The 23,153-nt window shown below is 72.7% G+C and carries 32 protein-coding genes; 20 read left to right on the forward strand and 12 right to left on the reverse strand.

Translation table 11 applies throughout. The features are described 5' to 3' along the window. Positions 1–722: DUF2510 domain-containing protein (locus VK611_24180; GenBank protein HMG44454.1), on the reverse strand; the 722-nt coding region annotated here is incomplete at its 3' end. 57 nt (positions 723–779) lie between these two features. On the opposite strand from VK611_24180, the gene VK611_24185 reads away from it, so the two are divergent. Continuing rightward, the gene (locus VK611_24185; protein ID HMG44455.1) at positions 780–1,508 is read left to right on the forward strand and encodes an enoyl-CoA hydratase; all 729 of its coding nucleotides are present in this window, start codon (positions 780–782) and stop codon (positions 1,506–1,508) included. Positions 1,509–1,535: 27 nt separating this feature from the next. Here VK611_24185 and VK611_24190 read toward each other — a convergent pair whose 3' ends face one another. Genes VK611_24190 through VK611_24205 form a run of 4 tightly spaced genes read right to left on the reverse strand, consistent with a single transcriptional unit; the run spans position 1,536 to position 3,608 of the window. Continuing rightward, positions 1,536–1,949, reverse strand: a complete 414-nt coding sequence (locus tag VK611_24190; protein HMG44456.1) for a rhodanese-like domain-containing protein — start codon at positions 1,947–1,949, stop codon at positions 1,536–1,538. Continuing rightward, positions 1,946–2,512, reverse strand: coding sequence for a cysteine dioxygenase family protein (locus VK611_24195; GenBank protein ID HMG44457.1), 567 nt, complete (start codon positions 2,510–2,512; stop codon positions 1,946–1,948). Before VK611_24195 ends, VK611_24190 begins: the two co-directional genes overlap by 4 nt. After that, entirely contained in the window at positions 2,482–3,309 is an 828-nt protein-coding gene (locus VK611_24200) for an LLM class flavin-dependent oxidoreductase (protein ID HMG44458.1), read from the reverse strand. The genes VK611_24195 and VK611_24200 overlap by 31 nt, the downstream gene beginning before the upstream one ends. Next, positions 3,285–3,608, reverse strand: coding sequence for an LLM class flavin-dependent oxidoreductase (locus VK611_24205; GenBank protein HMG44459.1), 324 nt, complete (start codon positions 3,606–3,608; stop codon positions 3,285–3,287). The genes VK611_24200 and VK611_24205 overlap by 25 nt, the downstream gene beginning before the upstream one ends. Before the next feature lie 105 nt (positions 3,609–3,713). On the opposite strand from VK611_24205, the gene VK611_24210 reads away from it, so the two are divergent. Next, positions 3,714–4,001 carry an MGMT family protein gene (locus VK611_24210; protein ID HMG44460.1) on the forward strand — a complete coding sequence of 96 codons (288 nt, stop codon included), beginning with the start codon at positions 3,714–3,716 and terminating at the stop codon, positions 3,999–4,001. Between the two features lie 6 nt (positions 4,002–4,007). On the opposite strand, the gene VK611_24215 is transcribed toward VK611_24210, so the two are convergent. Together VK611_24215 and VK611_24220 are read right to left on the reverse strand one after the other, a co-directional pair. Further along, entirely contained in the window at positions 4,008–4,460 is a 453-nt protein-coding gene (locus VK611_24215) for a flavodoxin (GenBank protein HMG44461.1), read from the reverse strand. A 1-nt stretch (position 4,461) separates the two neighbouring features. Then, positions 4,462–5,403, reverse strand: a complete 942-nt coding sequence (locus tag VK611_24220; protein ID HMG44462.1) for a class E sortase — start codon at positions 5,401–5,403, stop codon at positions 4,462–4,464. A 116-nt stretch (positions 5,404–5,519) separates the two neighbouring features. Here VK611_24220 and ccmA point away from each other — a divergent pair, with 116 nt between their 5' ends. The 9 genes from ccmA to VK611_24265 are packed head-to-tail and all read left to right on the forward strand — an operon-like array spanning position 5,520 to position 12,180. Continuing rightward, positions 5,520–6,239: a heme ABC exporter ATP-binding protein CcmA gene (ccmA, locus tag VK611_24225; GenBank protein HMG44463.1), complete on the forward strand. Its 720-nt coding sequence runs from the start codon at positions 5,520–5,522 to the stop codon at positions 6,237–6,239. Beyond that, on the forward strand, positions 6,229–6,894 hold the full coding sequence (locus tag VK611_24230) for a heme exporter protein CcmB (protein HMG44464.1): 666 nt from the start codon (positions 6,229–6,231) through the stop codon (positions 6,892–6,894). The genes ccmA and VK611_24230 overlap by 11 nt, the downstream gene beginning before the upstream one ends. 3 nt (positions 6,895–6,897) lie before the next feature. After that, positions 6,898–7,695, forward strand: coding sequence for a cytochrome c biogenesis protein CcsA (gene ccsA, locus VK611_24235; protein ID HMG44465.1), 798 nt, complete (start codon positions 6,898–6,900; stop codon positions 7,693–7,695). Next, positions 7,692–7,853 (forward strand): hypothetical protein, encoded by a 162-nt coding sequence (locus tag VK611_24240; protein ID HMG44466.1) that lies wholly within the window; start codon positions 7,692–7,694, stop codon positions 7,851–7,853. Before ccsA ends, VK611_24240 begins: the two co-directional genes overlap by 4 nt. After that, the gene (locus VK611_24245) at positions 7,844–8,317 is read left to right on the forward strand and encodes a cytochrome c maturation protein CcmE (protein HMG44467.1); all 474 of its coding nucleotides are present in this window, start codon (positions 7,844–7,846) and stop codon (positions 8,315–8,317) included. Before VK611_24240 ends, VK611_24245 begins: the two co-directional genes overlap by 10 nt. Next, positions 8,314–10,320, forward strand: coding sequence for a heme lyase CcmF/NrfE family subunit (locus VK611_24250; protein HMG44468.1), 2,007 nt, complete (start codon positions 8,314–8,316; stop codon positions 10,318–10,320). The genes VK611_24245 and VK611_24250 overlap by 4 nt, the downstream gene beginning before the upstream one ends. Continuing rightward, entirely contained in the window at positions 10,317–10,964 is a 648-nt protein-coding gene (locus tag VK611_24255) for a TlpA disulfide reductase family protein (protein HMG44469.1), read from the forward strand. Before VK611_24250 ends, VK611_24255 begins: the two co-directional genes overlap by 4 nt. A 26-nt stretch (positions 10,965–10,990) precedes the next feature. Then, a complete protein-coding gene (locus tag VK611_24260; GenBank protein ID HMG44470.1) occupies positions 10,991–11,425 on the forward strand; it encodes a cytochrome c-type biogenesis protein CcmH in 435 nt (144 codons plus the stop codon). Then, a complete protein-coding gene (locus VK611_24265; GenBank protein HMG44471.1) occupies positions 11,422–12,180 on the forward strand; it encodes a hypothetical protein in 759 nt (252 codons plus the stop codon). The genes VK611_24260 and VK611_24265 overlap by 4 nt, the downstream gene beginning before the upstream one ends. Positions 12,181–12,231: 51 nt before the next feature. Here VK611_24265 and VK611_24270 read toward each other — a convergent pair whose 3' ends face one another. From VK611_24270 to VK611_24280, 3 genes are read right to left on the reverse strand one after another with little or no spacing between them, the layout of a single operon-like run. After that, complete coding sequence (locus VK611_24270; GenBank protein ID HMG44472.1) at positions 12,232–12,738, reverse strand: phosphoglycerate mutase family protein; 507 nt, start codon at positions 12,736–12,738, stop codon at positions 12,232–12,234. Beyond that, complete coding sequence (locus VK611_24275; GenBank protein HMG44473.1) at positions 12,738–13,859, reverse strand: cysteine desulfurase family protein; 1,122 nt, start codon at positions 13,857–13,859, stop codon at positions 12,738–12,740. Before VK611_24275 ends, VK611_24270 begins: the two co-directional genes overlap by 1 nt. Before the next feature lie 5 nt (positions 13,860–13,864). Next, on the reverse strand, positions 13,865–14,566 hold the full coding sequence (locus VK611_24280; GenBank protein ID HMG44474.1) for a helix-turn-helix domain-containing protein: 702 nt from the start codon (positions 14,564–14,566) through the stop codon (positions 13,865–13,867). 65 nt (positions 14,567–14,631) lie between these two features. Between VK611_24280 and VK611_24285 the strand changes: the two genes are divergently transcribed. Further along, positions 14,632–15,774: an Mrp/NBP35 family ATP-binding protein gene (locus VK611_24285; protein ID HMG44475.1), complete on the forward strand. Its 1,143-nt coding sequence runs from the start codon at positions 14,632–14,634 to the stop codon at positions 15,772–15,774. A gap of 35 nt (positions 15,775–15,809) precedes the next feature. Here the strand turns inward: VK611_24285 and VK611_24290 are convergent, their stop codons facing one another. After that, a complete protein-coding gene (locus tag VK611_24290; protein HMG44476.1) occupies positions 15,810–16,442 on the reverse strand; it encodes an ATP-dependent Clp protease proteolytic subunit in 633 nt (210 codons plus the stop codon). Positions 16,443–16,528: 86 nt separating this feature from the next. Here VK611_24290 and VK611_24295 point away from each other — a divergent pair, with 86 nt between their 5' ends. From VK611_24295 to VK611_24330, 8 genes are read left to right on the forward strand one after another with little or no spacing between them, the layout of a single operon-like run. Continuing rightward, entirely contained in the window at positions 16,529–16,924 is a 396-nt protein-coding gene (locus tag VK611_24295; protein HMG44477.1) for an SRPBCC domain-containing protein, read from the forward strand. Between the two features lie 14 nt (positions 16,925–16,938). Then, on the forward strand, positions 16,939–17,256 hold the full coding sequence (locus VK611_24300; protein ID HMG44478.1) for a metalloregulator ArsR/SmtB family transcription factor: 318 nt from the start codon (positions 16,939–16,941) through the stop codon (positions 17,254–17,256). Between the two features lie 58 nt (positions 17,257–17,314). Next, positions 17,315–18,094 (forward strand): molybdopterin-dependent oxidoreductase, encoded by a 780-nt coding sequence (locus tag VK611_24305; protein HMG44479.1) that lies wholly within the window; start codon positions 17,315–17,317, stop codon positions 18,092–18,094. After that, on the forward strand, positions 18,091–18,807 hold the full coding sequence (locus VK611_24310; protein HMG44480.1) for a cytochrome b/b6 domain-containing protein: 717 nt from the start codon (positions 18,091–18,093) through the stop codon (positions 18,805–18,807). The genes VK611_24305 and VK611_24310 overlap by 4 nt, the downstream gene beginning before the upstream one ends. Beyond that, complete coding sequence (locus VK611_24315; protein ID HMG44481.1) at positions 18,786–19,016, forward strand: DUF3107 domain-containing protein; 231 nt, start codon at positions 18,786–18,788, stop codon at positions 19,014–19,016. Before VK611_24310 ends, VK611_24315 begins: the two co-directional genes overlap by 22 nt. A gap of 36 nt (positions 19,017–19,052) precedes the next feature. After that, a complete protein-coding gene (locus VK611_24320; GenBank protein HMG44482.1) occupies positions 19,053–20,003 on the forward strand; it encodes an ArsA family ATPase in 951 nt (316 codons plus the stop codon). After that, positions 20,003–21,157 (forward strand): ArsA-related P-loop ATPase, encoded by a 1,155-nt coding sequence (locus tag VK611_24325; protein HMG44483.1) that lies wholly within the window; start codon positions 20,003–20,005, stop codon positions 21,155–21,157. The genes VK611_24320 and VK611_24325 overlap by 1 nt, the downstream gene beginning before the upstream one ends. A gap of 58 nt (positions 21,158–21,215) precedes the next feature. Beyond that, a complete protein-coding gene (locus VK611_24330; GenBank protein HMG44484.1) occupies positions 21,216–22,724 on the forward strand; it encodes a PAS domain-containing sensor histidine kinase in 1,509 nt (502 codons plus the stop codon). A gap of 89 nt (positions 22,725–22,813) precedes the next feature. Here VK611_24330 and VK611_24335 read toward each other — a convergent pair whose 3' ends face one another. Further along, entirely contained in the window at positions 22,814–23,107 is a 294-nt protein-coding gene (locus VK611_24335) for a WhiB family transcriptional regulator (protein HMG44485.1), read from the reverse strand. Between the last annotated feature and the right edge of the window lie 46 nt (positions 23,108–23,153).

A 23,153-nucleotide genomic window follows, 5' to 3' on the forward strand; every position in this document is an offset into this window, starting at 1 on the left:
GAGCTCGGCTGGTCGATCGACCCCTCGGGGACGCACTCCCGCATCACGTCGAAGGCGGCCTCCTGCTCCTCGTCGGTGAGCAGGTCGACGGGGTTGACGGTGACGTCGTCGCCCGCCTCGATCCGCACCTCGGCCAGGCGCGCCAGGCCGATCACGTCGAGGATGCCGCGGGCCATGCAGCGGGCCTGGTCGAGGCTGAAGTTGCCGTCGGAGCCCTCGTGGATGGCGGTGGCGAACTCCTCCACCACCTGGTCCGACGAGTCGTCGGGGTCCGTGGTCGTGGTGGTGGTCGTCGCTTCCGTGGTGGAGGTGGTGGTCGTGTCGGTGGCCTCGTCGTCGCCGTCGTCCTGACCGGTGAGCACGACGAGGATGCCCGCCACCAGCGCCAGCACGACGACACCGAGCGCCACCAGGAGCGCCGTCGAGCGCCCGCCACCGTCGCCGTCGCCGCCGGTCGGTTGGGCCGCGAAGTGCTGGGGTGCCGGCTGCGGCTGGGGTGCCGGCTGGGGCTGTGGCTGTGGCTGCGGCTGGGGTTGTGGCTGGGGCTGCGGTTGCGGTTGCGGCGTCGGGGGAGTCGGGGTCGCCGGCCGGGCGGGACCGGCGAGCGGGTCGACGGAGGCCACGCCCCGGTCCGCCACGTCGTCGGTCCAGCGCGTGCCGTCCCAGAAGCGGTGCTCGTGGCGGCCCGTCGGATCGGGCTGCCATCCCGGTGCGGCGCTCATTCCGAGGACATCGTAAGCAGTTCCGTCGTGTTGGCGACGTCCGACTACGTTCCCCTGATGATCCGCAGCGAGGTGACCGGCAACGTCCTCGAGCTCACGATCGACCGGCCGGACCGTCGCAACGCGGTGGACCACGCCATGCTCGACGTGCTGGCCGTGCGGCTGGCCGAGCCGGCGACCGAGGGCATCCGGGTGGCGTTGCTCACCGGGGCCGACGGGCACTTCTGCGCCGGCGCCGACCTCACCGGCGTCGAGGACCAGGCCTTCCTCGACCTCCTGCAGCAGGTGCTGGAGCGGCTGGCCACGGCCCCGTTCGTGACGATCGCCGCCGTCGACGGTGTCGCCCTCGGTGCCGGCACCCAGCTGGCGGTGGCCTGCGACCTGCGGGTCGCCACCGAGCGGGCGACGTTCGGCATCCCCGCTGCCAAGCTCGGCCTGGCCGTCGACACGTGGACGGTCGGCCGTGTCGCCCTCCTCGCCGGGCACGGCACCGCCCGCTCGATGCTCCTCGCCGCCGACGTGATCGACGGCGCCCGCGCCCACCAGCTGGGCCTGGTGCAGCGGCTCGGCACGCTCGACGACGCCCGGGCCTGGGCCACCGAGGTCGCGGCCCTCGCCCCGCTCACCATCCAGGCCCACAAGGCAGGCCTGCAGGCGGCGAGCACCCCGCCCACGGCGACGCCGGCGGCCACGTCGGCCCGCGACCGGGCATGGGCCAGCGCCGACCTGAAGGAAGGCCTCGCCGCGTTCCGCGACCGCCGGCCCCCGTCGTTCAACGGCCGCTGAGGCCCGAAACTTCGACAGGAACGGTCGCTATGGCGCCGTCTCCGTCGAGATTTCGGGGGTGACGAAGCGCAGCCAGGCCTGGTAGCCGCCGTCCAGGTCGGTGGCGCGGTGGAGGCCCAGCGACTGGAGGCTGGCAGCCGCCAGCGACGACGCGTAGCCCTCGTCGCACACCACCACCACCTGCTGGTCGTGGTCGCGCACCTCGGGGAGCCGCCACGGGCTCGTCGGGTCGAGCCGCCACTCCAGCACGTTGCGCTCCACTACCAGCGCGCCCGGCAGCTCGCCGTCGCGCGATCGCAGCGACGCCGGCCGGGTGTCGACCACGAGCCCGCCGCCCGCCACGACGGCGTCCAACTCGCCAGGCCCGGGCCGGGGCGGCAGCCCTGCCCGCACCTTCTCCAGCAGCTCGTCGATGGCGGCGGGCTCGTGGACCTCGCTCATGACGCCGCCCGCACCCGAGCCGGGTGGAGCAGGTTGGCGCCGTGCCAACCCGACAGCACCGGCGACTCGTGCTCCAAGCGCACGGTCTCGTCGGGTTGCCAGGTGTCGGGGTCGTAGTAGGTCATCTGGCTCAGCGGTGGGGAGTAGACGTGGATGCTGGTGGCGGGGGTGTCCTCCCGGTTGAGCACGTCGTGGACCACGCCCGGTCCCAGCCGCAGCATGTTGCCGGGCAGCAGCCGCCGCCGGTTGCCGAGGAGGTTGACCTCGACCAGCTCGCCCTCGGTCACCAGCACCGCGGCCGCCGAGCCGCCGTGGTCGTGGGGCCGCACGTGCTGGCCCGACGTCCAGCCGATGACCCACACCTCGTAGGCCTCGGTGGCGAGCAGCCGCACGGGCCGGCGCTGCGACGGGTCGTGGCACACCAGGTGGCGCCAGGACTCGGGCACCTCGGCGATGCCGGCGGCGATGTCGGCCAGCAGCCCCAGCGGCAGGGGCTCGGGGCGGGCCGGTGGGACGTCCGGCTCGGGGTCGCTCAGCTGAGGGAGGGCTGCAGGGGCAAGCATTCGACGTCTCCAGGGTCTTCCGATGTGGTGAGCAGGCCCGCCGTGCGCAGTCGGGGGATCACGCCCTCGCCGAACCACCACGCCTCCTCCAGGTGGGGTTGGCCCGAGAGGACGAAGTGGTCGAAGCCGACGGCGGCGTACTCCGCGATGCGTTCGGCGACCTCGTCGTGGCTGCCCACGAGCGCGGTTCCGGCTCCACCGCGCACGAGGCCGAACCCGGCCCACAGGTTGGGCGCGACGACGAGGTCGGACCGACGGCCGTTGTGCAGCGCCGTCATTCGCTGCTGGCCGACGGACTCGTTGTAGGTGAGGTGCTTCTGGGCCCGGGCGACGACGTCGTCGGGCATGGCGTCGAGCAGGCGTTCGGTCTCGCGCCAGGCGTCCTCGGCCCGGTCGCGGGAGATGACGTGGAGGCGGATGCCGAAGCGGATGTCCCGCCCCGCGGCCGCAGCCCGTTCCCGCACGTCGGCCAGCTGCGCGGCGGTGTCGGCCGGGGGTTCGCCCCAGGTGAGCCAGACGTCGGCGTGCCGGGCCGCGGTGGCCTTGCCGGCGTCGGAGGAGCCGCCGAAGAAGATCAGCGGCTCCGGCTCCGGGCGGGCCAGGACGGTGGCGCCGGCGACCTTGTAGTGCTCGCCCTCGAAGTCGAACGGCCGGCCGCTCCAGGCACCTCGCACCACCTCGATGAACTCGCCGGTGCGGTCGTAGCGGGCGTCGTGGTCGAGCCAGTCGCCGAAGCTGCGCTGCTCGGCGGCGTTCCCGCCGGTGACGATGTTCAGGAGCACCCGGCCGCCGGACAGGCGCTGGAACGTGCTGGCCTGCTGGGCGGCGAGCGTGGGGAGATGAAGCCGGGCCGGAAGGCGACCAGGAACCGCAGCCGCTCGGTCTCGCGGATCAGCGCTGCGGTGGTGAGCCAGGCGTCCTCGCACCAGGTGCCGGTGGGCGTGAGCACGGCGTCGAAGCCGACGGTCTCGGCGGCCTTGGCGACCTGGGCGAGGTAGTCGAGCGTGGCGGGGCGGCGCGCCTCGACCGGCCCGAAGCCGACGACGTCACGGGAGTCGCCCGCCGTCGGCAGGAACCAGTGCAGCGAGATGCCCATGGGTCACGCCCTTCCGTTGTTCCGAACAATTCCGACTAGGTAGGTCACCTTTCTACCGTGCCGAGTCCGGCACCACAAGTACCGGCTGCGGCAGACTCCGGTCGGATGACCGGGACGGAGTTCGAGGAGGCCGTGGCGCGGGTGCTGGCCACCGTGGGGCCGGGCGAGGTCGTGACCTACGGCGAGGTGGCGGTCGAGGCCGGGTATCCGGGTCGGGCCCGGGCGGTGGGGCGGTTCCTGGCCGAGCACGGCGGCGACCATCCCTGGTGGCGGGTGGTGACGTCGACCGGCCGCCTGGTGCCGGGCCACGAGGTGACCCAGGCCGCCCGGCTGCGGGCCGAGGGCGTCGAGGTGGTCGACACCGCCCGGGTGCGGTTCCCCAAGGCTCGCTGACTCGGGCTACAGCGTGAGCGACGCGGCGACGGCGGCGCCGAGCTCCCAGGCGGCGTCGAGGTCGGCCTTCGTGGGTGGGCCGATCAGCCGGAGCGGGGGCTGGACGGCCTTCCAGCGCAGGCCCGTGACCACCTTCTCGACCGACGCGACCGCGCCGTCGACGTCGTTGTTGCCGTGGACCCACAGGCCGTAGGGGCGGCCCACCGTGGCGTCGAGGACGGGGTAGTAGACGGTGTCGAAGAAGTGCTTCAGGGCACCCGACATGTAGCCGAGGTTGGCGGTGGTGCCCAGGAGGTAGCCGTCGGCCTCCAGCACATCGGTGACGGTGGCGCCCAGCGCCGGGCGGGCCACCACGTCGACGCCCTCGATCTCCGGCGCCGTCGCCCCCGAGCGCACCGCCTCGAACAGGCTGTGCAGGGCAGGGGAGGGTGTGTGGTGGACGAGCAGCAGTCGGGGCATGTCAGAAGTTGGCGGGCAGGAGCCGGGAGAAGTTCTCGAAGAAGAAGAACAGCGTGATCAGGAAGAAGAGCGTGCCGACCACGTAGGCCAGCCACGCCTGGGGCAGGCGCTGCGACACCAGCCAGGCGATCACCCAGATGAGGGCGCAGGCGAGTGCGAGCAGGAGGGCGGGCCAGACGGCGGCCCCCTCCCCGGACAGCCCGCCCACGAGGCCGACGGTGGCGCTCTCCTCGTCCGCCGGGTCGGCCGGGTCGGTGGACGGGTCGGGTAAGGGCGTGGGCGTCGGGGCGGGGATCGGCGCCGGCGCCACGTTCGGGGCCAGCTGGGCGACCACCACGATGCGCTGGCGGGCCGAGTACTTGGGGTTGCAGGCGGTGAGCGTGAGGCGGTTGTCGCCGAAGTCGTCGAGCACCTCCACCTCGTCGGGGCTCACGACCTGGGTGTCGCTCACCTCGTAGCGGAACGACCCCTGCCGGGTGGTGACCAGGATCTCGTCGCCGGGGTCGAGCTCGTCGATGCGGTTGAACGGCGCCCCGTAGGTCGTCCTGTGCCCGGCGATGGCGGCGTTGCCGGGCTGCCCGGGCATGGGGCTGTCGGGGTAGTGGCCCGGCCCCCGCTTGAGGTCCGACACCGAGACGCCCTCCACCACGATCTTGTCGACGCCGATGTCGGGGATGGCCAGGCGGGCGGTGGCGTCGCCGTCGGGCGGCGGCGGCGGGGCGGTGGGAGTCGGTGCCCCGGCGACGGTCGTGGCCGGCGACGACTCGGCGGGATCGATGCCGGCGTCGGTCAGGGCGGCGTCGAACTCGCTCTCCAGGTCGTCCTGCGCCCGGGCCTCCTGGATGCCCGTCCCCCACAGCTGGTAGGCCACGAACAGCAGGATCAGCACGCCCGCGGTGATGAGGGTTCGCCCCACCATGCCGAGGGCCCGGGCCGTTCGCACGGCATCGCAACCTACCCGCCGAGCCCCCACGGCTTGAGGCCACCACGGTCCGCAGTGTCGGAGGTCACGGCGCTTTGGTCCGCGCGCGGCACCCTCAGTAGCCTCCCAGGGTCGCCATGGAGCTGGTAGTTCACTTCCGTGCCGCCGTCGCGCTGCTCGGGCGGTTTCCAGCGCTTGCCGGCATCGATCTCGATGTCGCCCAGGGTCAGATCGTCCTCCTCCGCGGCCCCAACGGCGCAGGCAAAACCACTCTTCTGCGCGCCTGCGCGGGTCTGGTGCCGGTGGTCGACGGCGTCGCCGAGGTGCTGGGCTGCGACGTGCGCCGCGACCCCCGGGCGGTGCGGGGCCGGGTCGGGCTGCTGGGCCACGGCGCCGGGCTCTACGACGACCTGACCGTGGCCGAGAACGTCCGCTTCTGGGGTCGGGCCGGCCGTGCCGAGGCGGCCGACGTCGCCGCCGCGCTCGGGCTCCTCGGCCTCGACGGGCGCCTGCGCGACGTGTCCGCCGCCAAGCTGTCGGCCGGCCAACGGCGTCGCACCTCGCTGGCCTGCCTGCTGGCCCGCCGCCCCCAGCTGTGGTTGCTCGACGAGCCCCACGCCGGGATGGACGCCGCGGCCCGCGACCAGGTCGACGCCCTGGTGCGCCAGGCCGTGGCGCAGGGGGCGACCGTCGTCTTCTCCTCCCACGAGACCGACCGGGCCACGGGCCTCGCCGACCGGGTGGTCGAGATCACCGGCGGCACCGCCCATGTCGATGCCGAACCCGAACCCGCCCCCACGCCTCCACCCGGGCCCGAGCCCGGCACCAGCGAGAAGGTGACGGCCGATGTGGCGTGACGTGGCGCTGGTGGCCGGGCGCGACCTCCGCATCGAGCTGCGCAGCCGGGTCGCCACCAACCAGGTGGCGCCGTTCGCCCTGCTGGTGCTGATCCTGTTCGCCTTCGCGCTCGACCCGGACACCGGCGTCCTCGAGTCGGCCACCCCCGGCCTCTACTGGATCGTGGTGCTGTTCAGCGGCACCCTCGCCGTGTCGCGCAGCGGTTCGGTCGACGAGGCCGACGGCGTCGGCGACGCCCTGCGCCTGTCGGGCCTCGCCCCCGCGGCGGTGTTCCTCGGCAAGGCTGCCGCCGTGGTCGCCCAGCTCCTGGTGTTGGAGCTGGTGCTGGTCGGGGCCGTGGGCGTGCTCTACGACGCCCCCCTCGCCGGCTTCCCCCTGATGACCGCCACCTGCCTGGCCGCCACCGTGGCCATCGCCGCCACCGGGGTGCTCTACAGCGGCCTGGTCGCCGGCCTGCGGGTGCGCGACACGCTGCTGCCACTGCTGCTGCTCCCCGTCCTGGCCCCCGTCCTGATCGGCGCCACCCGCGCCTTCGAGGACGCCTTCGGGGCCGACGGCATCCGCGGCTGGGAGTGGTGTGGGCTGGTGGTTCTGTTCGCTGTCGTCTACGTCGTCGCAGGCTGCCTGGCCTACGGCGCGCTCCTGGAGGGCTAGTCCGTGTCCGACGTGTCCGATCCGACCGAGACCGAGGCCGAGGCCGAGGCCGAGGTGCCCGCGCACACCGGCTCCCGGGCCACACAGGTGCTGGGACTGGCCGCCCTCGCGGCGCTGGCGCTGTGGGTCCTGTACGGCCTGGTGTGGAGCCCGCCCGACCGGGAGATGGGCGACCTGGTGCGGTTGCTCTACGTCCACGTGCCGGTGGCGATCCTGTTCTACGCCGGCGCCGGGCTCACCACGTTCGCCTCGCTGATGTGGCTCAGGCGTCGCTCGCCGGGCTGGGACGCGCTGGCGGTCGCGGCCGCCGAGCTGGGCGTGGTGTTCGGAGCGCTCACGCTGCTCACCGGGTCGATCTGGGGCAAGCCGACCTGGAACACCTTCTGGACCTGGGATGCCCGCCTCACGTCGACGGCGCTGCTGGAGGTGCTGCTGATCGGCTACCTGGCGGTGCGCCGCGTCGACCCGTCGCCGTCGGGTGGTTCGACCCGGGCGTCGATCCTCGGCCTGCTGCTGTTCCCGAACGTGATCATCGTGCACTTCTCGGTCGACTGGTGGCGTTCGCTGCACCAGAAGGCCACCGTCACCCGCCTCGACCCGACGATCGAGGGCGACATGCTGGTGGCGCTGATGGTCGGGATGGCGGCCGGCGGTCTGGTGTTCGCCTGGCTGCTGATCCACCGCTTCCGGGTCGCCTGGCTGGAGCAGCAGGTGGAGCGTCACGACCTCGACGCCGCCGTCGCCGCCCGCCGCGCCGAGGGCCAGCTGTCCACCAACGAACCGGAGGCCCAGCCCGCATGAGCGCAGTCGTACACGTGGTGGCGATGTCCGACGGCGGCTACGTGGCTGCCGGGTGGGTGGGCGCCGTCGGCCTGGTCGGGGCCTACGTGCTGGTGACGCTGCGGCGTGGCCGTCGGCTGTCGCGGCGGGTCCCGGAAGGCGACCGTCGGTGGAGCTGAGCCCCCGCGTCGACACGACACCGCCGCCCTCGACGCCCGGACGGTCGACCCGGCGTTGGCTGGTCTGGGGCGTGGCCGGCGCGCTGGTGCTGGTGGTCGGGGCCCTGGTCTACAAGGGCCTGTCCGACGCGGCGCTGTACTTCCGCACCGCCGACGAGGCCGTCGCCCAGCGCGACGAGCTGGGCGACCGGCGCTTCCGCATGGAGGGCACGGTCGACGCCGAGCCCGTCGAGGCCGGGAACGGCATCGAGTTCGACGTGACCCACGACGACGTCACCGTGGCCGTGCACCACGAGGGTGCCGCCCCCGAGATGTTCGCCCCCGGCATCCCCGTGGTGATCGAGGGCAGCTGGGACTCCTCGGGTGCGTTCTTCGCCAGCGACCACATCCTCGTCCGCCACGACGAGAGCTACGAGTCGCAAGAGGACTACGAGGAGCGGATGAGCGAGGCGGACGGAGGGTGAACTCCACGCTGGGCACCGCCGGGGTGGTCCTCGGGTTGGCGTCGTCGCTGTTCGGCGTCGTCACGCTGGCCTTCGGGCTGGTCAAGCGTCGCCCCAACCTCCTGCTGATCGGGCGCACCTACGCCTGGATGACCCTGGCCGGCGCCGGCATCGCGGTGATCGCCATGGAGCGGGCGCTGATCACCCGCGACTTCACCGTGAAGTATGTGTCGGAGGTCGGCTCGCACGACACGCCGGCGCTGTTCAACATCGCCGCCATGTGGTCGTCGCTGGAGGGGTCGATCCTGCTGTGGGTGCTGGTGCTCAGCGGCTTCACGGCCCTGGTCGCCTGGCACTTCCGCGACCGCACCACCGACCCGCTGGTGGGCTGGGCGCAGCTCACGATGTTCGCCGTCTGCGTGTTCTTCTTCGCCCTGCTGCTGTTCCCGGCGAACCCGTTCGAGCGCTTCGAGGTGCCCCCGGGGTTCGTGCCGCAGGGGCCGAACCCGCTGCTGCAGAACCACATCCTGATGGCGTTCCACCCGCCGATCCTCTACGTGGGCTACGTCGGCTTCACGGTGCCGTTCGCGTTCGCGATCGCGGCGCTGGTGACCGGGCGCGTGGGCGAGGGCTGGCTGATGGAGACCCGCCGCTGGACGCTCATCGCCTGGGGCTGCCTCACCTTCGGGGTCATGCTCGGCGCCTGGTGGAGCTACGAGGTGCTGGGCTGGGGCGGCTACTGGGCCTGGGACCCGGTCGAGAACGCCTCGCTGCTGCCGTGGCTCACCGGCACCGCCTACCTGCATTCGGTGATGGTGCAGGAGCGACGGGGGATGCTGCGGGTCTGGAACCTGTCGCTGTTGTGCGCCACGTTCAGCCTCACGATCCTGGGCACGTTCCTCACCCGCTCGGGCGTGACCGCGTCGGTGCACGCCTTCAGCGAGAGCGGCATCGGGCCGTGGATCCTCGCCTTCTTCGGCCTGATCGTGGCGGTGACGCTGGCGCTGATCGGCTGGCGGGGCGACCGCCTGCGGGCCCCGGGCCAGATCGACTCGCCGGTGTCCCGCGAGGGCGCCTTCCTGGCCAACAACGTGCTGTTCGCCGCGTTCGCCTTCGTGGTGCTGCTGGGCACGGTGTTCCCGCTGCTGATGGAGGCGATCAACGGCGAGCAGCTCTCCGTCGGCCGGCCCTACTTCGACCGGATGACGCTGCCGCTGGGCCTGGCGCTGCTGTTCATGATGGCGGTCGCCCCGGTGCTGCCGTGGCGCAAGGCGTCGGGCGAGCTCTTGTCCCAGCGCCTGTACTGGCCGGCGTGGGCGGGCACGGCCGCGCTGGTGGTCGCCGTGGTGCTGGGCGCCCGGGGCCTGGCGCCCCTGGTGGCGTTCGGGCTGGGCGGGTTCGCCGCCGGCGCGGCGGTGCGCCAGGTGGTGCTGGCCACCCGCCGGCAGGGCTGGCGCGGGCTGGTGGGTCGCACCAACGGCGGCATGATCGTGCACCTCGGCGTGGTGCTGGTGGCCGTGGCGATCGCCGCGTCGAGCAGCTACGACACCGAGCGCGAGCTGCGGATGGCCGAGGGCGAGAGCGTGTCCGTCGCCGGCCACACCATCGAGTACCAGGGGATGCGTCGGGTCCAGAAGTCGAACAAGGTCGCCAACCAGGCGCTGCTCTCGTTGGACGGGCAGGTGCACACCCCGTCGCTCGACGAGTTCCCGGGTGGCACGGCGGCGATCGGCACGCCGTCGGTGGAGACGGGCTTCACCGAGGACGTGTACCTGTCGTTGGTCGACCTGCCCAACGGCACCGATCCCGAGGACAAGGTGGTGGTGCGCGTGATCGTGCAGCCGCTGGTGGTGTGGCTGTGGATCGGCGGCATGGTGATGGCGCTGGGCACCGCCCTGGCGGCGTTCCCGGGTCGACGGCGGCGTGACCCGCTGCGGCCGGCGTCGGCTCCGGTGCCGTCGACCGAGGCATCGGACGACGACGTGGCGGACGCTGACGACGATCGGGTGGAGGTGGGCGTGTGACCGACGTCAGGGACGACGCCCCGGCGCCCGACGACGACGCCGTGGCGGGCGGCGGCGACGACCTCGACTCCGGCGTCGACGCGCCGCGCCACCGCCGGAGTGCGCTGGCGATCTCGCTGGCGGTCGCCCTGCTGGTGGCGGGGTTCGTCGTGGTGCTCGCTACTCGTGAGCCTGCCATCAACCGCCGGTCGGAGAGCGACCGGATCGGCAAGGTCGCCCCGGAGCTCGTGGGCCAGACGCTCGACGGCGGCTCCTTCGACATCGACAAGCACCTGGGCCGCTGGGTGGTGGTCAACTTCTTCGCCACCTGGTGCCGGCCGTGCGTGGTGGAGCACCCCGAGCTGGACGCCTTCCAGCGTGAGCACGCCGAGTCGGGCGACGCCGTGGTGGTGAGCATCCTCTACGACGACGACGCCGACGAGGCCCAGCAGTTCTTCGCGGACCGGGGCGGCGACTGGCCGGTCGTGCTCGACGACTCCGGCCTCGCCGCCGCCTACGGCGTGACCGGCGTGCCCGAGACCTACCTGGTGGCCCCGAGCGGCCGGGTGGCGGTGAAGCTGACCGGCGGCGTCACCCGGGACGGGTTGAACGGCTACATCCAGGAGATCGAGGCCATGGCCGGCGCCGACGAGGTCGGGGGATGAGCCGCCGCCGGACGGGATGGTTCGCTATGGCCGCGGTGCTCGCCGTGGCCCTGGTCGTGGGCGTGACCCAGAGCCGCGAGCCGACGACCCCCGCAGCGCGGGCGCAGCACCTCGCCGAGCAGCTGATGTGCCCCAACTGCGACGGGCAGTCGGTGGCCGACTCGGCGTCGAGCGCGTCGCACGGCATCCGCCAGTACATCGACACCCGCATCGGCGAGGGCGCCAGCGACGACCAGATCCGCGACGAGCTGGCCCGCGAGTACGGCGACCACATCATCCTCACGCCCGGCCGGTCGGGCCTCGCCAGCCTGGTGTGGACGCTGCCGGTCGCGGTGCTGGTGGCGGCCTTCGGCGGCGTCGCCCTGGCGTTCCGGCGCTGGCGGCACCGGGCCGTCGTCCACGCCTCCGACGCCGACCGGGCGCTCGTCGAGAAGTCGCTGGAGGAGCTGGACACCCGATGACGACCACGGGCACGCGGGTGCGGGAGCTCGACGCCGACGACCTGGCGGTGCTGGAGGAGGAGCGGGAGTTCCTCCTCCGGTCGCTGCAGGACCTCGACGACGAGCACGAGGCCGGCGACGTCGACGAGCACGACTACCAGGCCTTGCGCGACGACTACACCGCCCGCGCCGCCCGGGTGATCCGGGCGATCGAGCAACACCGGGCCCGCGAGGCCGAGCCCGAGTCCCGGTCGATCCGCTGGCGGCGGCTCGCCGTGGTCGCCGGCATCGTCGCCTTCGCCCTGCTCGCCGGGGTGCTGGTGGCCACCGCCGCCGGTCGCCGCGAGCCCGGCGAGACGGCGACCGGCAACATCCGTGAGACCAGCCGCGGCCGGATCGAGGACGCCATCGCCCTCGCCGCCCCCGGGAGCGAGAACTACGAGGGGGCGATCGCCGAGCTGGACGACGTCCTAGGGATGTCGCCCGACAACGTCGAGGCGATGACCTGGAAGGGCTGGTTCCAGTACCTGTCGGGCGACAGCCCCCAGGGCCTGTCCACCCTGACGGCGGCGGTCCAGACCGACGACACGTTCCCCGCCACCCACGCCTTCCTGGCCATCGTCCTCACCCGGCTGGGCCGCCCGGACCTCGCCGCCACCGAGCTGGAGAGGCTCGACGCCCTCGACCCACCCGCCCAGATCCTGGGCATGGTCGAGAGCCTCCGCGCCCAGATCGCCGCAGCGGCGACCACCACGACGGCGCCGCCGGCTCCGTAGTTGCGACAGAACCGGCCCGAAGCGAGCCGATCCTGTCGCAACTTCGAGGCGCTAGGCCCCGGGGTCGGTCGACTTCTCCTTGGGCACCTTCGCGGGGGCGGGGACGTGGTGGGCGTCGGTCCAGTGGTGGCCGTTGCCGCCGAGCACCCAGGTCGACGCCTTGGGCCAGGTCAGCTGGTGGTGGAAGGTGGTGCCCTCGATGCGCAGCTCCGACAGCAGGTCGGGGATCACGTCGCCGTGGCTGCACAGGGCGGCGACGTCGCCGAGCGCCTGCAGCTCGCCGGCCAGCGCCAGGGCTGCCGGGCCGTCGCTGCCCTCCCGCAGCCGGGCGTCGGTCTCGACGGGGAGCCCGAGCGCCGCGCCCAGTGGCTCCAGCGTCTCGACGCAGCGGGTGGACGGGCTCGACACCAGCCGGGTCAGGCCCGCGTCGGCGAGCCGGGCGGCGATCCCGTTGGCCTGGCGGCGGCCCTTCTTGCTGAGCGGTCGGAGGTCGTCGTCGCCCGACCAGGCGCTGCGACTACCCGCGTCGGCGTGGCGGATGAGGTAGAGCGTCGACATCACGCCGATGATGTCAGGGCACGCAACTCGGCGACGACCCGGGGCAGGGCGTCGAGCAGGCGGTCGACGTCGGCGCCGGCGGACGACCACCCCGTGGAGAGCCGCAGGCTGTGGTGGGCGTCGACGCCCATGGCCGCCAGCACCGGCGACGGCTCCAGCCCCTCCGAGGCGCAGGCGCTGCCGGAGTGGGCGGCGATGCCGTACCGGTCGAGGCCGAGGAGCACCGCCTGGGGCTCGATCCCCTCGACGCCGAGGCAGACCAGATGGGGGAGCCGTCGCTCGTCGTCGGGCGATCCGTAGAGGGTCAGTCCCTCGGGGAGCGACGCGAGGATGCGGGTGGAGAGGCGGCGTTGATCGTCGGCTTCGGCATCGAGGCGGCCGGGCGCGGCCAGCTCGGCGCAGGCGGCGCCGAAGCCCACCAGCCCGGGGACGTTCTCGGCCCCCGCCCGGCGGGCCCGCTCCTGGTCACCGCCCACCAGCAGCGGTCGGAGCCGCAGGCCCCGGCGGATGAGCAGCGCGCCGACGCCCGGCGGCCCGCCCAGCTTGTGGGCGCTCACCGACAGCAGGTCGATGCCGAGGCCCCGGAAGTCGATCGGCACGCGGCCGGCGGCCTGGGCGGCGTCGACGTGCACCAGCACGCCGCGCTCGCGGCACGCGGCGGCCACCTCGGCGACCGGCTGCAGGGTGCCGACCTCGTGGTTGCCCCACTGGAGGTGCACGACCGCGGTGTCGGGGCGGACGGCGGCGAGCACGGCGTCGGGGTCGGTCCGGCCGGTGGCGTCGGGGGCGACGGACGTGACGTCGCCGTGGCGCTCGGCCGCCAGTCGCACCGCCGAGTGCTCGACGGCCGGCACCACCTGGTGGGCACCCCGCTCGGCGGCGCCCCAGCAGGCGGCGGCGATCGCCTCGGTCGCCCCGCTGGTGAAGCACACCTCGCGGTTGCGGGCGCCCAGCAGCTCCGCCACTTGAGTGCGGGCCTGCTCGACGGCGTAGCGGGCCGCCAGCCCCTCGGCGTGGATGCGGCCGGGATCGCCCACCCGGTCGAGCCACTCGACCATCGCGGCCCGGGCCGCCGGCCGCAGCGGCGACGTCGAGGCGTGGTCGAGGTAGACCCTGCGCACGACCGTTAGCTGCCCGTGACCGCCGTGACGCAGCGCTCGCCGCCGGTGGGCAGCGACAGGGCGGTCTCGGTGATCATCGGGCCGCCGCCGTAGAGGGTCTCGAGCATCCCCCGCACCATCCCCCGGTCGACCGCGCAGATCACCGGGTGCTCGATGACCACGCCGCCGAAGGGGCAGTTCTCGTTGACGATGTTGAGGTCCTCGGCGTGGGAGGCGAAGCCGTGGGCGGTGAGGGCGTCGGCCACGGTGTGCAGTGCCGCCTGGAACGACCGGTGCTTGTCGGACCCCGGCGACATCGAGCCCGCCATCGCCCGCCCGTACTCCACGCCGACCTCCTCGGCGAGCCGCTCCGACCGCTCCGTGCCCAGCTCCTGGAGCGCCCGGCCCAGCAGTGACGTGATCACGTCGTCGTGGCGCAGCGGCAGGTCCAGCGAGATGCCCCCGCCGGCGATGCGGTAGCGCTTCGACGGCCGTCCCGCCCCGCCGCCCGTCGGCCGGCCGACGTCGACGATCACGTAACCGCCGGCGACCAGCTTGTCGAGGTGGTGGCGGGCGACGTTGGGGTGGAGGTCGAACTCCTGGGCGACCGCCGACGCCGTGGCTCCCTCGTCGCTCTCGTGGACGTAGAGGTAGATGGCCCGCCGGGTGGGATCGCCGAACGCGGAGGTCACCGCCGTCACGACCGAGGCGAAATCGGTCGCGGACATCGGGGGCTGCTCCACGGTCGGTATTCTACCTACGGCCATAGTGCTAATCCCCGGGGAGCGAATCGATGTCCGTCAGCGAAGCCCAGGTGCTCGATGCCCTGCGCCCGGTCGAGGACCCTGAGCTGCACCGCAGCATCGTCGACCTCGACATGGTGCGGAAGATCGCCATCGACGGCAGCCAGGTGGCTGTCACCGTGGCGCTCACCATCGCCGGCTGTCCGCTGAAGAACGAGATCACCCGCCGGGTCGACGAAGCGGTCGTCGCCCTCGACGGTGTCGACAGCCTCGACCTCGACTTCACCGTGATGACCGACGAGGAGCGGGCCACCCTGCGCAGCACGCTCCACGGCGACCCGGCGTCGACCGCGGGGTCGCAGCAGGCGCACGGTCATGCCGAGGGCCGGGCGATCCCGTTCGCCGACCCGTCGTCCACCACCCGGGTGCTGCTGGTGGCGTCGGGCAAGGGCGGCGTGGGCAAGTCGTCGGTCACGACGAACCTGGCGGTCGCACTGGCCGCCCGGGGCAAGGACGTGGCGGTGGTCGACGCCGACGTGTGGGGCTTCTCCATCCCCCGCATGCTGGGCGTCGAGCATCCGCCGACCGTCATCGACTCGATGCTGGTGCCCCCCGAGGCCCACGGCGTGCGCTGCATCTCCATGGGGTTCTTCGCCCAGGAGGACCAGCCGGTGATCTGGCGGGGGCCGATGCTGCACAAGGCCCTGGAGCAGTTCCTCACCGACGTGTTCTGGGACGAGCCCGACTTCCTGGTGGTCGACCTGCCGCCCGGCACCGGCGACATCTCGATCAGCCTCGCCCAGTTCCTGCCCCGCTCCGAGGTCTACGTGGTGACCACCCCGCAGCCGGCGGCCCAGCGGGTGGCCCAGCGGGCGGCGTTCATGGCCCAGAAGGTGAACCTCGAGGTGAAGGGCGTGATCGAGAACATGTCGTGGTTCGCCGGCGACGACGGCAAGCGCTACCAGATCTTCGGCGAGGGCGGCGGTGAGGAGCTGGCCAACCGCCTCGGTGTGCCGCTCATCGGCCGGGTGCCGCTGGTGTCGGAGCTGCGTGAAGGTGGCGACACCGGTCAGCCGATCGCCTCGACCGACCCCGACGGCGAGGCCGCCCAGGTGTTCGCCCAGATCGCCCAGGTCATCGACGTCGAGATGGCCCCCAAGCGGATCTACCACCCCGAGCTCCGCCTGAACTAGCCGCGACTGGCGGGCACGTCGGACGGCCCTGACGGCTAGCTGGCTGCCTTCTCGGTGTCGGGCTTGTGGAAGCCGGTGGCGGGGCGGGGGGAGCGTTGGGTGAGGACCTCGTCGACCAGGCCGTAGGCGACCGCGTCCTCGCCGCGGAGGATGTAGTCGCGGTCGAGGTCGGCCTTGATCTTCTCCCGGGGCTGGCCGGTGCGCTCGGTGAGGACGTCGACCATGCGCTCCCGCAGAAGGACCATCTCGGCGATCTGGATCTCCATGTCGGCGGACTGGCCGCCGGCGCTGCCGTGGGGCTGGTGGATGAGCACCCGGGCGTTGGGCAGCAGGTAGCGCTGACCGGGGGCGCCGGCGGCGAGCAGCACGGCGGCGGCCGAGGCGGCCTGGCCCACGCACACCGTGTGCACCGGGGCGCCGACGAACTGCATGGCGTCGTAGATCCCGAAGAGGCCGAGCATGTCGCCGCCGGGGGAGTTGATGTAGAGGTTGATCGGCCGCTCCTGGTCCTCGCCCTCGAGGTGGAGGAGCTGGGCGATGATCAGGTTGGCGATGTCGTCGTCGATGGCCCGCCCCAGGAAGATGATCCGCTCTCGCAGGAGGCGGGAGTAGATGTCGTAGGCCCGCTCCCCCCGGTTGGTGGTCTCGATGACGGTCGGGATCAGCATGGCGCTCGTCTCTCCTGAGTGCAACCAATGGGTTGCGCTTCACGGTAAGGGCGCCGCCGGCGAACCGCAACTGTAGAGTTGCGGGTATGGCGAACGACGAGGTGACACGGACCGTCGAGCTGGATGCCGCCCCCGAGGCGGTGTGGGACCTGCTGATCGACGAGGAGAGCCGCCGCGAGTGGCTCGACGACGAGGACGCCGCCGCCCGCGAGGTGCGGGTCGACCACAGCGAGCCGGGGCGCTCCCTGGTGTGGACCTGGTGGCACCCCGACGACCCGGCCGGCGCCTCGCAGGTGCGCGTCGTGCTCGACGAGGGCCCCGAGGGGAACACCCACCTGGTGGTGACCGAGCGCCTGCTGGTCCCGGCACCGACGTCGGCCCGCCTCCAGGCCTCGGCGAGCGTTGCCGCCACCTCGACGTGGGACCACCGCCTGCTGGGGCTGGAGCTCCTGGTGGTCGCCGCCGGCGCGTTCGTCGCCTGAGCCGAGCGAACGTCGTGGCCACGGCCGAGCCTGACGACGCCGTGTTCGCGGCGTTGGCGGACGGCACCCGTCGGGCCATCCTGCGGGCGGTGTCGGAGCGCGGCCCGCTGACCGCCACCGCCCTGGCCGCCGAGCTGCCCGTCAGCCGTCAGGCCGTCGCCAAGCACCTGATGCTGCTGCGCGACGCCGGCCTCGTCGCCTCCGACCGCGCCGGCCGCGAGACCCGCTTCACTGCCCAACCCGAGCCCCTCCGCGACCTCGCCGCCTGGGCCTCCGCCACCGGCCGCCGGTGGGACGACCGCCTCGACCGCCTGCGTTCCCTCACCAAATAGCGACATCCGATCGGCGTGGTCTGTCCGTAGAGAAGGAGTGGACCATACGCTCGGACCTGTGGAGCATCCGCTGGAGGCCGACCGGGGTCCGGCGCCCGAACGCCCGGCACCGCCGAGGGGCGACAAGGACGAAGGCCGGGGCGCTCCCGTCGGGCGGCGCATCGTGTTGGGGATGGTGGGCCTCGGCGCCGCCGGCATCCTCGTCGGCGACCGGGTCAACTCCGCCCTCGAGCGCCTGCTGCGCCCCGTCACCGAGAACGACCCCACCGGCCTCACCAGCTTCGTGCCCAGCGCCGGCCGCTTCCGCATCTACTCCGTGGTCAGCTTCGACCCCGTCCGCAGCGACGCGGAGTACCGGCTCACCGTCGACGGCCTGGTCGACACGCCGCTCAAGCTGTCGCTGGCCGACCTGAAGGACCGCCCGCCCACCAAGCTGGTGAAGGACTTCCAGTGCGTCACCGGCTGGCGGGTGCCCGAGGTGCCGTGGACGGGCGTGCTGCTGAGCGACCTGCTCGAGGAGGCCGGCGTCCAGTCGAACGCCACCCACCTGCGCATCTACTCGTTCGACGGCGCCTACACCGAGAGCCTCACGCTCGACCAGGCCCGCCGCGACGACGTGATGGCCGCCTACGAGATGCTCGACGGCCCGGTCGAGCAGATCCACGGCGGCCCGGTGCGGCTCTACGTCGCCCCGATGTACGGCTACAAGTCGCTCAAGTGGCTCGACCGCATCGAGGTGGTCGACGAGATGAACCCTGGCTACTGGGAGGTGCGCGGCTACGACGTCGACGCCTGGGTGGGGAGCTCGAACGGCCGCGAGGGCGACGCGCCCACGTGACCCCGGCGAACCACGTGACTCCGGCGACCCCGGCGACCCAGGTGACCCCGACGGTCGAGCGGTTCACCCGGGCGGAGCGGTGGCTGCACTGGGCCACGGCGGTCCTCGTCCTCACCGCGGCGATCACCGGCCTCATCCTCTACGTCGGCCCGCTGACCGCCCTCTTCGACCGGCGGGAGCTCCTGAAGACCGTCCACGTGTACAGCGGCCTGGCGATGCCGGTGCCGCTGGTCGCCGCCTACGCCGGGCGCTGGCGGGACAAGGTGCGGGCCGACCTGCGCCGCCTCAACCGCTGGACCCCGGGCGACTGGCGCTGGCTCCGCTCCCGGGGCCGCGTCGCCGGCGACCAGGTGGGCAAGTTCAACGCCGGCCAGAAGGCCAACGCCGCCTTCATCGCCGGGATGATCCCCGTGATGATGGCCACGGGGTCGATCATGCGGTGGTTCGACCCCTTCCCGCTGGAGTGGCGCACCGGCGCCACGTTCGTCCACGACTGGACGGCCATCGCCACCTGGCTGGTGGTCACCGGCCACATCCTGGTGGCGTTCTCCAAGCCCCCGGCGCTCGGGTCGATGCTGCGGGGGCGGATCTCGGCGGCCTGGGCCCGCGATCATCACCCCCGCTGGGTGCCGGATGCCGACGGCGCAACCCCTACGATGGCCGAGCCCTCACCCGCTAGCCAGGAGGAACCGTGGACGTCCGCATCGGGGTGACCCAGTCGCCGAAAGAGCTCGAGATCCTGCTGGCCGACGACACCGACCCGGACGCCGTCCGCAAGCACGTGGACAAGGCCGTCGAGACCGGCGGCACGCTGTGGCTGACCGACCGCCGGGGCCGCCAGGTGGGCATCCCCGCCGCCAAGCTGTCCTACGTGGAGATCGGGTCGCCGGAGGCCGGGCGCCGCATCGGGTTCGGCGGGTAGCGCCGCCGGTCGTCGGCGCGCGGCGCGGCAGGCATCGTGGCCGTCGAGCTCCTCGACCGCAACCTGCTGTTCGTCACCGGGAAGGGCGGCGTCGGCAAGACGACGGTCGCGGCCGGCCTGGCCCTGCTGGCGGCGCAGAACGGGCGGCGCGTGCTGCTCTGCGAGAGCGACGCCAAGGGCAGCGTCGCCCAGGCCTTCGAGGTGTCCCCGCTCGAGTTCGCCGAGCGGGAGGTGAGCCCGGGCCTGTGGGCGATGGCGATGAGCACGGAGGAATCACTGCGGGAGTACCTGCGCCTCCAGCTGCGGCTCCCGCTGGTGGCCCGGCTGGGCCCGCTGGCCCGCACGTTCGACTTCGTCGCCAACGCCGCCCCCGGGGTCAAGGAGATCCTGGTGGTCGGCAAGCTGTGCTGGGAGGTCCGCTCTGGGGCGTGGGACCTGGTGGTGGTCGACGCGCCGGCCACGGGCCACATCGTCGGCCAGCTGGGCGCGCCCGAGGCCATGCGGCAGCTGGTGAACGTGGGCACCGTGCGCGACCAGACCGACTGGATGCTGGAGATCCTCGGCGACCCGCAGCAGACCGGCGTCGTGGTGGTGGCGACGCCCGAGGAGATGCCGGTCAACGAGACGATCGAGCTGGCCGACCGCCTGCGGGAGCAGACGAACGTGGACCTGGCCGCCGTGGTGGTCAACCGGGTGCTGCCCGAGCTGTTCGGTCGCGGTGAGGAGGAGGTGTTCCGCCGCCTCCAGCAGCCCGAGGTGGCCGACGTGCTCGCCGACGCGGCCGGCGGCGACGTGCAGCCCATGCTCGACGGCGCCGACCTGGCCGTGCGCCTGCGCCGCACCCGGGCCGGGCACCTGAACGCGCTCCGCCACGGGATCGGCGACGGCCCCGAGCTGCTGTACATCCCCGAGCTGTTCAAGCGCAGCGACGGCGTGCGGGCCACCCGCCAGATCGCCACGGCCCTCGGCGCGGAGCTGGGGTACTGATGGCCGGGACCCTCGACGAGCTGCTGGCGGCCAAGGAGATCGTGATCTGCTGCGGCTCCGGTGGGGTCGGCAAGACCACCACGGCGGCGTCGCTCGCCACGATGGCCAGCGCCTACCTGGGCGGCAAGGTGCTGGTGATCACCGTCGATCCCGCCAAGCGCCTGGCGAACGCCCTCGGGCTCCACGAGTTCGGCAACGTCGAGACGCGGGTGCCGCCCGAGCTGTTCGCCGCGGCCGGGGTCGAGGCGAGGGGCGAGCTGTGGGCGGCGATGCTCGACACGAAGCAGTCGTGGGACGACCTGGTGCGCACCCACGCCCCCGACACCGAGACCCGCGACGCCATCCTCGCCAACCCCCTCTACGTCAACATCACGGGCCGCTTCGTGCACAGCCACGACTACGTCGCCATGGAGCGCCTCTACGAGATCCACAGCTCGGGCCGCTACGACCTGATCATCGTCGACACCCCGCCCACCAGGAACGCCATCGACTTCCTGGAGGCCCCCGAGCGGATGGCCGACTTCTTCTCGAGCCGCCTGCTGCGCTGGCTGACCGTGCCGGCCCGGAGCCGTCTGGCGACGCTGGCGTCGCGCCCCTTCTACACCGTGGCGGACCGCATCCTCGGCTCGAAGTTCCTGGAGGACATCGCCGAGTTCTTCCTGCTGTTCCAGACGATGTACGACGGCTTCGTCGAGCGCTCCCGGGCGGTCACCCGCACGCTGGCCGACAAGCGCACCACGTTCGTGGTGGTGTCGACGCTGGAGCCGGCGCCGGTGCGCGAGGCCGAGTTCTTCGTCGACGCGCTCAGCGCCCGTCGCCTCCACCTCGGTGCCATCGTGCTCAACAAGGTGCTGCCCGACTGGTTCCGCGCCCGGGGCACCACCGGCGTCGCCCAGCGGCTCGGCAGCCAGGCCGACAAGCTGGCCGAAGCGCTGCCGCCGGAGGTCGGCGCGTCGTCCCAGGTCGCACGGGTGCTCGACGAGGTGGGCGAGAGCTTCCTCAACTTCCAGCTGGTCGCCAAGCGGGAGGCGGAGCAGCGGGCGGAGCTGGCGAAACGGGCCGACGTCGTGGCCACCGTGCCCTACGCTGACCACGACGTGACGGATCTGGCAGGGCTCTTGGAGTTGGGCGAGCACCTCTGGCGGGAACGATGAAGCCCGTCATGTCGGCTCCCCTGCGTCCCCTGGGTTCCCGAGCGAAAGCGCGCTCGTGATGGCGAGCCTGGCCGAGCTGGCGCGCTTCTTCACCCGGATCGACCCGGCCGCGGTGGCCCACCTGCAGCGCCTGCTGGCGAGCTGGGGCCTGCTGGCCGACTTCTGCTTCGCCGACCTGCTGATGTTCGCCGTCGTGGGCCAGCCCCGCGAGGACGGCGGCAACCGCTTCGTGGTGCTCGGCCAGGTGCGACCCACCACGGCGCAGACCGTGTACCGGGCCGACTGGGTCGGCACCGTGCTGGAGGAGAGCGACCGGCCGCTGGTCGCCAGGGCCTACAAGCTGGGCGAGATCATCGAGGGCGAGATCACCGTCCCCCCGCTGAAGGAGCGGGTGCGGATGCTGTGCATCCCGGTGCGCTACCGGGGCGAGGTCGTCGCCGTGCTGACCCGGGAGTCGGCGCCGTCGATCGGCCGCCAGCCCGGCGAGCTGGAGCGCATCTACCACGACGTCTTCAACCGCTTCGCCCGCATGATCGCCGCCGGCGACTTCCCGTTCGACGCCGAGAACTCCGAGTCCAAGGAGGCGCCCCGGGTCGGCGACGGTGTGATCGTGCTCGACGACAGCGGCCGGGTGGAGTACGCCTCGCCCAACGCCGTGTCGACCCTCCACCGCCTGGGCATCCACGGCAACGCCGAGGGCCTGCGCTTCTCCGAGGTGGGCCTGGAGGAGAACGTGGTGCACACGGCCTTCCAGATCGGCGTCCCGGTGACCGAGGAGATCCCCCGGGGTACTGAGGTCACGGTGCTGATGCGCTGCATCCCCATCGTCGACAACCGTGACGTCACCGGAGCGGTCGTCCTGCTCCGCGACATCTCCGAGCTGCGGCACCGCGACCTGCTGCTGCTCTCCAAGGACGCCACGATCCGCGAGATCCACCACCGGGTGAAGAACAACCTGCAGACGATCTCGTCGCTGTTGCGGTTGCAGGGCCGGCGGCTGGAGTCGAAGGAGGCGAAGGCGGCGATCGAGGAGTCGGTGCGCCGCATCCGCTCGATCGCCCTGGTGCACGAGATCCTCTCGCGGGAGGTGGGCGACGACGTGCCGTTCCTCGAGATCGTGCGGCCCCTGGTGGCGATGGTGCAGGACGCCATGGCCACGCCCGAGCGGCCGATCACGGTGACGGTGGAGGGCGACGGGGGCCTGATGCCCGCCGGCATCGCCACGCCGCTGGCGGTGGTGCTCAACGAGCTGTTCCAGAACGCCGTCGACCACGCCTACCCGGAGGACCTCGAGCTGGGTGACGCCGGGGCGCACGTGCGGGTCACGATCACCCGCGACGAGGACAAGGAGGTGCGGGTGCTGGTCGTCGACGACGGCGCCGGGCTACCCGAGGGGTTCGTCCTGGAGACCAGCACGGGGCTCGGCCTGTCGATCGTGCGCACGCTGGTGCAGACCGAGCTGGGCGGGGAGATCAGCATCGCCAACGGCGACGGATCAGGTGACCGGCCGGGCACCGTGGTGGCGCTCACGCTGCCGATCCAACCGCCGCAGGTCGGGACTGGGTGACGGGCCCCGGACCCTGCGCGGTTGAGTACTGCGGGTACTACGTGTGGCTGATTGCTCTTACTCGTGGCTGATTGCTTCGGGTCCGCAGGTCAGGCGCTGGCGCGACGCTGGCGGGCGACACGCTGGCGACGGATCGCCCTGCGCTCTTCCTCGGACGTCCCGCCCCAGATGCCGCTGTCCTGGTTGGTCACCAGCGCGTACTCGAGGCAGGTCTTCTGTACCTCACACTCCCGGCAGACGGCTTTGGCGTTGTCGATCTGCTCGATCGCCGGGCCAGTGGTGCCCACCGGGAAGAAGAGGTCTGGGTCTGTGTCGCGACACGCGGCGTGCTCACGCCAGTCGTCTCGCTCGATTGTTAGGGATAGCGTGCGGCTCTGCGTCAGGGCCACGGGACCTCCACGGCGGATCGGGTCACCGGTTGTGACGAGT

The organism is Acidimicrobiales bacterium, from assembly GCA_035316325.1.
Lineage (GTDB): Bacteria > Actinomycetota > Acidimicrobiia > Acidimicrobiales > VFJN01 > DASXTK01.

Bases quoted from the DNA above. Each gene is read 5' to 3' on its own strand.
- VK611_24205 (HMG44459.1), bottom strand. From the start codon at position 3,608: ATGGGCATCTCGCTGCACTGGTTCCTGCCGACGGCGGGCGACTCCCGT.
- VK611_24280 (HMG44474.1), bottom strand. From the start codon at position 14,566: ATGTCCGCGACCGATTTCGCCTCGGTCGTGACGGCGGTGACCTCCGCG.
- VK611_24330 (HMG44484.1), top strand. From the start codon at position 21,216: ATGGCGAGCCTGGCCGAGCTGGCGCGCTTCTTCACCCGGATCGACCCG.
- VK611_24295 (HMG44477.1), top strand. From the start codon at position 16,529: ATGGCGAACGACGAGGTGACACGGACCGTCGAGCTGGATGCCGCCCCC.
- VK611_24210 (HMG44460.1), top strand. From the start codon at position 3,714: ATGACCGGGACGGAGTTCGAGGAGGCCGTGGCGCGGGTGCTGGCCACC.
- ccmA (HMG44463.1), top strand. From the start codon at position 5,520: ATGGAGCTGGTAGTTCACTTCCGTGCCGCCGTCGCGCTGCTCGGGCGG.
- VK611_24190 (HMG44456.1), bottom strand. From the start codon at position 1,949: ATGAGCGAGGTCCACGAGCCCGCCGCCATCGACGAGCTGCTGGAGAAG.
- VK611_24325 (HMG44483.1), top strand. From the start codon at position 20,003: ATGGCCGGGACCCTCGACGAGCTGCTGGCGGCCAAGGAGATCGTGATC.
- VK611_24285 (HMG44475.1), top strand. From the start codon at position 14,632: ATGTCCGTCAGCGAAGCCCAGGTGCTCGATGCCCTGCGCCCGGTCGAG.
- VK611_24215 (HMG44461.1), bottom strand. From the start codon at position 4,460: ATGCCCCGACTGCTGCTCGTCCACCACACACCCTCCCCTGCCCTGCAC.
- VK611_24290 (HMG44476.1), bottom strand. From the start codon at position 16,442: ATGCTGATCCCGACCGTCATCGAGACCACCAACCGGGGGGAGCGGGCC.
- VK611_24240 (HMG44466.1), top strand. From the start codon at position 7,692: ATGAGCGCAGTCGTACACGTGGTGGCGATGTCCGACGGCGGCTACGTG.
- VK611_24185 (HMG44455.1), top strand. From the start codon at position 780: ATGATCCGCAGCGAGGTGACCGGCAACGTCCTCGAGCTCACGATCGAC.
- VK611_24195 (HMG44457.1), bottom strand. From the start codon at position 2,512: ATGCTTGCCCCTGCAGCCCTCCCTCAGCTGAGCGACCCCGAGCCGGAC.
- VK611_24265 (HMG44471.1), top strand. From the start codon at position 11,422: ATGACGACCACGGGCACGCGGGTGCGGGAGCTCGACGCCGACGACCTG.
- VK611_24230 (HMG44464.1), top strand. From the start codon at position 6,229: ATGTGGCGTGACGTGGCGCTGGTGGCCGGGCGCGACCTCCGCATCGAG.
- VK611_24270 (HMG44472.1), bottom strand. From the start codon at position 12,738: ATGTCGACGCTCTACCTCATCCGCCACGCCGACGCGGGTAGTCGCAGC.
- VK611_24260 (HMG44470.1), top strand. From the start codon at position 10,991: ATGGCCGCGGTGCTCGCCGTGGCCCTGGTCGTGGGCGTGACCCAGAGC.